Origin of the sequence: Streptomyces sp. NPDC093586 (genome assembly GCF_044764905.1) — a bacterium.
Taxonomy (GTDB): Bacteria; Actinomycetota; Actinomycetes; order Streptomycetales; family Streptomycetaceae; genus Streptomyces.
In genome coordinates, this window is record NZ_JBIWJA010000009.1 from 200,863 (window position 1) to 207,453 (window position 6,591).

The 6,591-nt window shown below is 71.9% G+C and carries 5 protein-coding genes; 2 read left to right on the forward strand and 3 right to left on the reverse strand.

Annotation, left to right across the window (positions count from 1 at the left end):
• Positions 1-36: 36 nt before the first annotated feature.
• The gene (locus ACIRFH_RS13105; RefSeq protein WP_403519825.1) at positions 37-603 is read right to left on the reverse strand and encodes an acyl-CoA thioesterase; all 567 of its coding nucleotides are present in this window, start codon (positions 601-603) and stop codon (positions 37-39) included.
• A gap of 118 nt (positions 604-721) precedes the next feature.
• On the opposite strand from ACIRFH_RS13105, the gene ACIRFH_RS13110 reads away from it, so the two are divergent.
• Positions 722-2,008 (forward strand): LCP family protein, encoded by a 1,287-nt coding sequence (locus ACIRFH_RS13110; RefSeq protein ID WP_403519827.1) that lies wholly within the window; start codon positions 722-724, stop codon positions 2,006-2,008.
• A 13-nt stretch (positions 2,009-2,021) separates the two neighbouring features.
• On the opposite strand, the gene ACIRFH_RS13115 is transcribed toward ACIRFH_RS13110, so the two are convergent.
• On the reverse strand, positions 2,022-3,398 hold the full coding sequence (locus ACIRFH_RS13115) for an LCP family protein (protein WP_403519829.1): 1,377 nt from the start codon (positions 3,396-3,398) through the stop codon (positions 2,022-2,024).
• A gap of 273 nt (positions 3,399-3,671) precedes the next feature.
• On the opposite strand from ACIRFH_RS13115, the gene ACIRFH_RS13120 reads away from it, so the two are divergent.
• Positions 3,672-4,718, forward strand: coding sequence for a glycosyltransferase family 2 protein (locus ACIRFH_RS13120; protein ID WP_403519831.1), 1,047 nt, complete (start codon positions 3,672-3,674; stop codon positions 4,716-4,718).
• A gap of 19 nt (positions 4,719-4,737) precedes the next feature.
• On the opposite strand, the gene ACIRFH_RS13125 is transcribed toward ACIRFH_RS13120, so the two are convergent.
• The gene (locus tag ACIRFH_RS13125) at positions 4,738-6,375 is read right to left on the reverse strand and encodes an LCP family protein (RefSeq protein WP_403519833.1); all 1,638 of its coding nucleotides are present in this window, start codon (positions 6,373-6,375) and stop codon (positions 4,738-4,740) included.
• Between the last annotated feature and the right edge of the window lie 216 nt (positions 6,376-6,591).

Consider the following 6,591-nt stretch of genomic DNA (forward strand, 5'->3'; position numbering starts at 1 on the left):
GTCCGAGGAGGAGTCCCCGGCCGCCCGTCCCGGACCTCAGTCCTCGAAGCCCTCCGCGATCCGGCGCTCCCGCAGTTCCATGATCGCGCGGCGGCGGGCCAGGCGGTGGGTGCGGCGGATCTGGGCCTCCTGGTAGCGGCGCTTGTCCTTCTCGGTCTCGGGGATGACCGGGGGGACCACGCGGGGCTTGCCGTCGGCGTCCACCGCGGCGAACACCAGGTAGGCCGAGCCGACCTGGGTCGCGGGGGCGGACTCGTTCCAGCGCTCGGCCAGCACCCGCACGCCGACCTCCATGGAGGTGCGGCCGGTCCAGTTGACCTGGGCCTTCACATGGACGAGGTCGCCGACGCGGACCGGTTCGAGGAACGCCATCTCGTCCATGGACGCGGTGACGGCGGGACCGCCGGAGTGCCGTCCGGCCACGGCGCCGGCCGCGTCGTCGACCAGCTTCATGATCACACCGCCGTGCACCGTGCCCAGAAGGTTGGTGTCGCTGTGCGTCATGATGTGACTGAGGGTGGTGCGGGAGGCCGAGGTCGGCTTGCCCGGGATCTCCGGTGCCGCCGACTGTGCGGCCGAGGCCTGTTCTGCCTGGTCTGTCATGGCCTCCACCTTATGCCGGGACGGCATCCGGGAAATTTGTGTCAGCTTCGCAACAGCGCCGGCCCTATTTTCCGACGGCCCTGTCGGTCACGCCGTCGCGGCCTGCACACTGGTCCGCATGAATGATTGGCCCGAGGGACGACCCGGTGACAACCGCGCCGGCCGGTACGGACGCGGCAGCGCGAGCGCACAGCCCGAGAGCGCCCGTGTGATGCGTCAGGTCCGCCGCGGCGCGGCGCCGTCTCCCGGTCCGGGCCAGGCGGCCCCTCCGTACGGGGGCGGGGTGCCGCAGCAGCCGTCGTACGTCGACGGCCGGGGCCACGGAGGCCAGGACGCGTACGACAGCGGCTACAACACCGGCCAGGTCTACGGCAGCCCCGGCGGCCGCGGCCCCGCCGCGCCCGGCACGGGCGGTCCGCGTCCCGCGCCGGACTGGCGGCGCCGGATCAAGTGGACGGCGATCACGGTGGCGACCGTGCTGGTCGTCACCACCGTCGGCACCTACTTCTGGGCCGACTCCAAGCTCAACCGCGAGGTCGACCTGTCGAAGGTCATCGACCGGCCCGAGGCCGGCGAGGGCACGAACTACCTGATCGTCGGCTCCGACAGCCGCGAGGGCATGACCGACGAGCAGAAGAAGGACCTGCACACCGGTTCCGCCGAGGGCAAGCGCACCGACTCGGTGATGATCCTCCACACCGGGGACAACGGGTCGACGCTGGTCTCGCTGCCCCGCGACTCCGACGTGGAGATCCCGAGCTTCGTCGGCTCCGAGTCCGGCAAGAAGTACGAGGGCACGGGCCGGCACGTGAAGCTGAACGCCGCGTACGCGGAGGACGGCCCCGAGCTGCTGGTGCGCACCGTCGAGTTCAACACCGGGCTGCACATCGACCACTACGTGGAGATCGGCTTCGCCGGCTTCGCGAACATCGTGGACGCGGTCGGCGGCGTCGAGATGGACATCCCGCGGGACATCAAGGACAAGAAGTCCGGCGCCGACTTCAAGAAGGGCAAGCAGACCCTGAACGGCGAGGAGGCCCTGGCCTTCGTCCGCACCCGGTACGCGCTGCCCGGTTCCGACCTGGACCGCACGAAGAACCAGCAGAAGTTCCTGTCGGCCCTGGCCGGCCAGGTGGCCACCCCGTCGACCGTGCTGAACCCGTTCAAGCTGTACCCGACCATGGGCGCGGGCCTGGACTCCCTCATCGTCGACAAGGACATGGGCCTGTTCGACCTGGCGAGCATGTTCTGGGCGATGAAGAGCGTCAGCGGCGGCGACGGCACGTCGATGAACATGCCGGTCTCCGGCAACGTCGGCTCCAACCTCAAGTGGGACGACGCCAAGGTGAAGAAGCTGGTGGAGCAGTTGAGGAACGACGAGAAGGTCACCGTCTCCGGCACCTGAGGCCCGCGGCCGGTCACCGCTTCCCGCACACCACCTCGTCGCCGCGCACCACCGCGCCCGACTCCTGCGGCGGGTCTGCCGGCCTCACCTTCACCACCTGCTTGAAGTCGGTGCCCGCGATCACCTTCAGCGTCGGCCCCTGGCCCGGGACCGGCCTGAGCTCGCTGCCGGGCAGGGCGGCGGCCAGCGTCTTCGCCGAGTTGTCCCAGCGGGGGTCGAAGGCGACCACGGTCCGTGCGACCGCGCGGTCGGCGGCGTTCACCGGCGCCCGGGTGGTGAGGAAACCGGTCGCGGCCAGCGCGTCGTCCACGCGCCGGCCGAGTCCGGCGGTGTGCGTGCCGTTCTCCACCTGGACCCGGATCTGCTTCGGGTCGACCGGAACCCGTACCGGCGCCGGGCCCTCGGGCTTCGTGCCGTGCGGGGCCAGCGGCTCGTCCTCGCGCAGGGCGTCGAAGATCCGCTTCGACTCGGCGGGGTCCCACTTGAGGGTCGAGCCGACGCCCTCGACGGCGTAGCCCATCCGCTCGATCGGCACGGTGGTGAACTCGGAGGAGGACGGCGAGAAGTTCCGCATCGCCCGCCCGAGGGCCAGCAGCTCGTCGGTGCCGAAGCCCTTGTCGGCCCGTACCGAGCCCAGCACCGCCTGCGTGACGTCACGGAACTTGAGCGGGTTCAGCAGGAGCCCGGAGGAGGTCGCCCGGTCGATCAGCGCGGCCAGGAAGTGCTGCTGGCGCTTCATCCGGCTCAGGTCCGAGGCCCCGTCGAGGTGGCGGGCGCGGACGTACTGGAGGGCCTGCCCACCGGTCAGCTCGTGGGTGCCGGCCGGCAGGTCGAGCCCGGTGTAGCGGTCCTTGAGCGGCTGGACGGTGCAGATCCGTACGCCGCCGAGGACGTCCACGGTCTTCATGAAGCTGGTGAAGTCGACCTCCAGATAGTGGTCGATCTTCACGTGGGTCATGTTCTCGACGGTGCGGACGGTCAGCTGGGGCCCGCCCTCGGCGTAGGCCGCGTTCAGTTTGAGGGGATGTCCCCGGTGGTGCTCGCCGGTCGTGCGGTCGGTGTGGTCGGGCGTCACGGCGTACGAGTCGCGCGGCAGGCTGACCACGCTCGCCCGCTCCCGGTCCTCCGAGATGTGCACGATCATGATCGTGTCGGTGCAGTGGCAGGGAGCGCCGCCGAGCCGGTACCTGCGCCGCTCCTCCTCGCCGATCCGGTCGCGGCCGTCGGTGCCGACCAGCAGGACGTTCATGCCGCCGCCGCCCCGCGGACGGTTCTTCATGTCCTTGAAGGCGTCGACGCGGGCGATGTCCGCGTCCAGACCCGAGAGCACCGCGTGCCCGATCCCGGCGGAGGCGAGCACCACCACCGACAGCGCGGTCACCGCCCGCATGGCCCAGCGCGGCCTCTTCCGCCGTACGGCGGGTACCGGCGGGCGGCGGGAGGACCGCCGGCGGGTGCGCTGCGGCGGGGGACCGTCCTGTGGGGGCGATGCCGGAACCCTGGGGGAGCGGGGCGGCGTGGGCAAGGTGACACCTCCGCGGGGGTGGAGCCGGGGGCAGGGCGTGGGATCCGTGAGCACCGTAGGCCCATACGATCTGCTGACCGGGGCTGCGACCCCCGCGGCGCGCACCCGTGTCCCCCGTTCGCGGTAACGTGAGCACCGATGAACGCCAAGTCCGACGTGCGGCTGCCCGCCGTTTCCGTGATCATGCCCGTCCTCAACGAGGAGCGGCATCTGCGCGGCGCCGTCCGCGCCATCCTCGCCCAGGAGTACGCCGGCGAGATGGAGGTCGTGATCGCCCTCGGTCCGTCCACGGACCGCACGGACGAGATCGCCGCCGAACTCGTCGCCGAGGACCCCCGCGTCCACACCGTGCCGAACCCCACCGGCCGCACGCCCGCCGCGCTGAACGCCGCGATCAGGGCCTCGCGTCACCCCGTCGTCGTCCGTGTCGACGGCCACGGCATGCTGTCGCCGGACTACATCGCCACGGCCGTACGGCTGCTGGAGGAGACCGGCGCGCAGAACGTGGGCGGCATCATGCACGCCGAGGGCGAGAACGCGTGGGAGGACGCCGTCGCCGCCGCGATGACGTCGAAGATAGGCGTGGGCAACGCCGCCTTCCACACGGGCGGGCAGGCGGGCCCGGCCGAGACGGTGTACCTGGGGGTGTTCCGCCGTGAGGCGCTGGAACGGCAGGGCGGTTACAACGAGGAGTTCATCCGCGCCCAGGACTGGGAGCTGAACTACCGCATCCGCGAGGCCGGCGGCCTGATCTGGTTCTCGCCCGAGCTGAGGGTGTCCTACCGGCCCCGGCCGAGCGTGCGGGCACTGGCCAAGCAGTACAAGGACTACGGCCGTTGGCGGCACGTCGTCGCCCGGTACCACTCCGGCTCCATCAACCTGCGCTACCTCGCCCCGCCGGTGGCGGTGTGCGCGATCGCGGCCGGGGTCGTGGTGGGCGCGGCGGTGACCCCGTGGGGCTTCGTCGTACCCGGCGGTTACCTCGCGGCGATCGTCGCGGGATCGGTCCCGGCGGGCAAGGGGCTCGGGCTGAAGGCGCGGGCGTGGATCCCGGTGGCGCTGGCGACCATGCACATGTCGTGGGGCTTCGGCTTCCTCACCAGCCCGCGGTCGCTGGCGAAGCGGGTCATCGCGTCGCGGCGCCCGGCGGTCCAGCCGGACGCCGACGCCGCCGGCGCCCGGTGAGACGGCTCCGGACGGCGGCTCAGGACCAGGTGAACGCCGGGTTCACGTGCATGCAGGCGCTCGTGTCCGCGCCGTTGAGGGCCTCGGCCGACTCCGGGGTCCTGTCGTCCGCCGCGGGCGCCCTGTAGGCCGTGTCCTCGCGCCAGTCCGCGCCGACGACGAGGGTGACGCCCGAGACGTCGGTGGACCGCTGCACCGAACTCGCGGGTATCCCCAGGGAGTCGGCGACCCGCAGGGCGTCGCCCGCGAGGTCGGCACTGGGGTAGCGGACGACCGTGCGGTCCTCGCTCGGCAGCACCGAGGGGTCGGCGACGGCCCGGGTGAAGCCCCGCTCCACCAGCAGGCCGGCGACCGTGTTCGCGCGCCCGGGGGCCTGTGCGAGACGGTCGGTACGGGTGCCGTTGCGCACCTGCACCGCGATCTCGCCGTCGGCGGCGGCCGGATCGGCCGGGGCCTTCGTCTCCTTCGCGGGCTTCTTCCGCGCGTCCTTGCCGTCCAGCGCGATGTCCTCGCGCACCAGCCGGAACAGCCGCTCCGCGTCCTCGGTCGGCTCCACGCGCGCGCCCACGTACCGGTTGGGCATCGTGGTCATGGTGATGCGCTCCGGCTTCACCCCGCGCAGCTCGTCGCTGAGGTCGTACAGCTTCTTCACGGTGTCGAGGCCCGGGTCGACGGTGAGCGCCCGGGTGGCCTCCTCGGCGAGCGCGCGCAGCCTGCCCGGGTTGCTGAGCGTGGCGTTCTCGCGCAGGACGCGGACCATCGAGTTGAGGTACATGTGCTGGGCCTTGGCGCGGGCCAGGTCGCTGCCGTCCTCGAAGCCGTACCGGGTGCGCAGCCACTGGAGGGCCTGCTCGCCCTTGACCGGGTGGGTGCCCTTCTCCAGCTTCAGGCCGGAGCCGTGGCCCTGGCCGTCGCGCGAGTGGATGTTGGCGTCCACGCAGACCGGGACGCCGCCCACGGCGTCGGCCATCGACACCACGCCCGCGAAGTCGACCATCACGAAGTGGTCGATGTGGATGCCGGTGAGCTCCTGCCAGGTGGCCACCGTGCAGCCGGGGCCGCCGTGGCCGAGGCTCTGGTTGGCCATCACCCGGCCCTCGCTCGCCGGGTAGACCGTCCCGTCGTCCGGGTCGGTGCACTTGGGGATCTTCAGCAGGGTGTCGCGGGGCATGCTGACGACCGACATGTTGCTGCGGTCGGCGGACAGGTGCACCAGCATCTGCACGTCCGCGAGCGGGGTGGAGCCGAACGTCTCGCGGGCGCCGCCGAGTTGCTGGTTCTCCTCGCTGTCCCGGGCGTCCGAGCCGATGACGAGGATGTTCAGCGGGGTCTGGCCGGCGGCGTTCGGCGTCGGCGCGGCGACCTTGTTGTCGCCGAGATTCAGGACGTCCTTCCTGATGTTGCCGTTGAGGTGCTCGTAGTAGAGGTATCCGGCACTGGCCGTGGCGGCCATCAGCACGGCGAGCGTCAGCGCGGTCAGGCGGAGCACACGGCGTCCCCTGCGGGGCCCGCGTCCGCCGGCCTCCGCGCCGCCGTCATCGGCCTCCGTACCGCCGTCGCCGTCGTCCGCGTCCTCGACGACCGCCTCGTCACGCTCGGGGGCGTCCGGTGCGCCCTGCCGCGTGTCCTCCCCCTGCCGCACACCGCTCTGCGTCACTTCCGCGTCCTTCCCCACCCCTGCCGCCCCGCCCCGCGCCGCGGGCCCGGCGTCCGTCCGCAGCCGTCCTGTGAGACGTACGACCGGCCCCTCAGGTCAACTGGCGCACCGCACCTGGTCGGCCGTGGATTTCTCCACCCCTTCCGGAGTCTTTCCGGACGTGGCGTTGAGTTTGACCCCGGCGCCCTTGAAGTCCTTGCCGAGGGTGAGTGTCAT

What these genes read in the sequence shown, in the direction of transcription:
- ACIRFH_RS13110 (WP_403519827.1), top strand. Translation starts at nt 722, where the DNA reads ATGAATGATTGGCCCGAGGGACGACCCGGTGACAACCGCGCCGGCCGG.
- ACIRFH_RS13115 (WP_403519829.1), bottom strand. Translation starts at nt 3,398, where the DNA reads ATGCGGGCGGTGACCGCGCTGTCGGTGGTGGTGCTCGCCTCCGCCGGG.
- ACIRFH_RS13120 (WP_403519831.1), top strand. Translation starts at nt 3,672, where the DNA reads ATGAACGCCAAGTCCGACGTGCGGCTGCCCGCCGTTTCCGTGATCATG.
- ACIRFH_RS13105 (WP_403519825.1), bottom strand. Translation starts at nt 603, where the DNA reads ATGACAGACCAGGCAGAACAGGCCTCGGCCGCACAGTCGGCGGCACCG.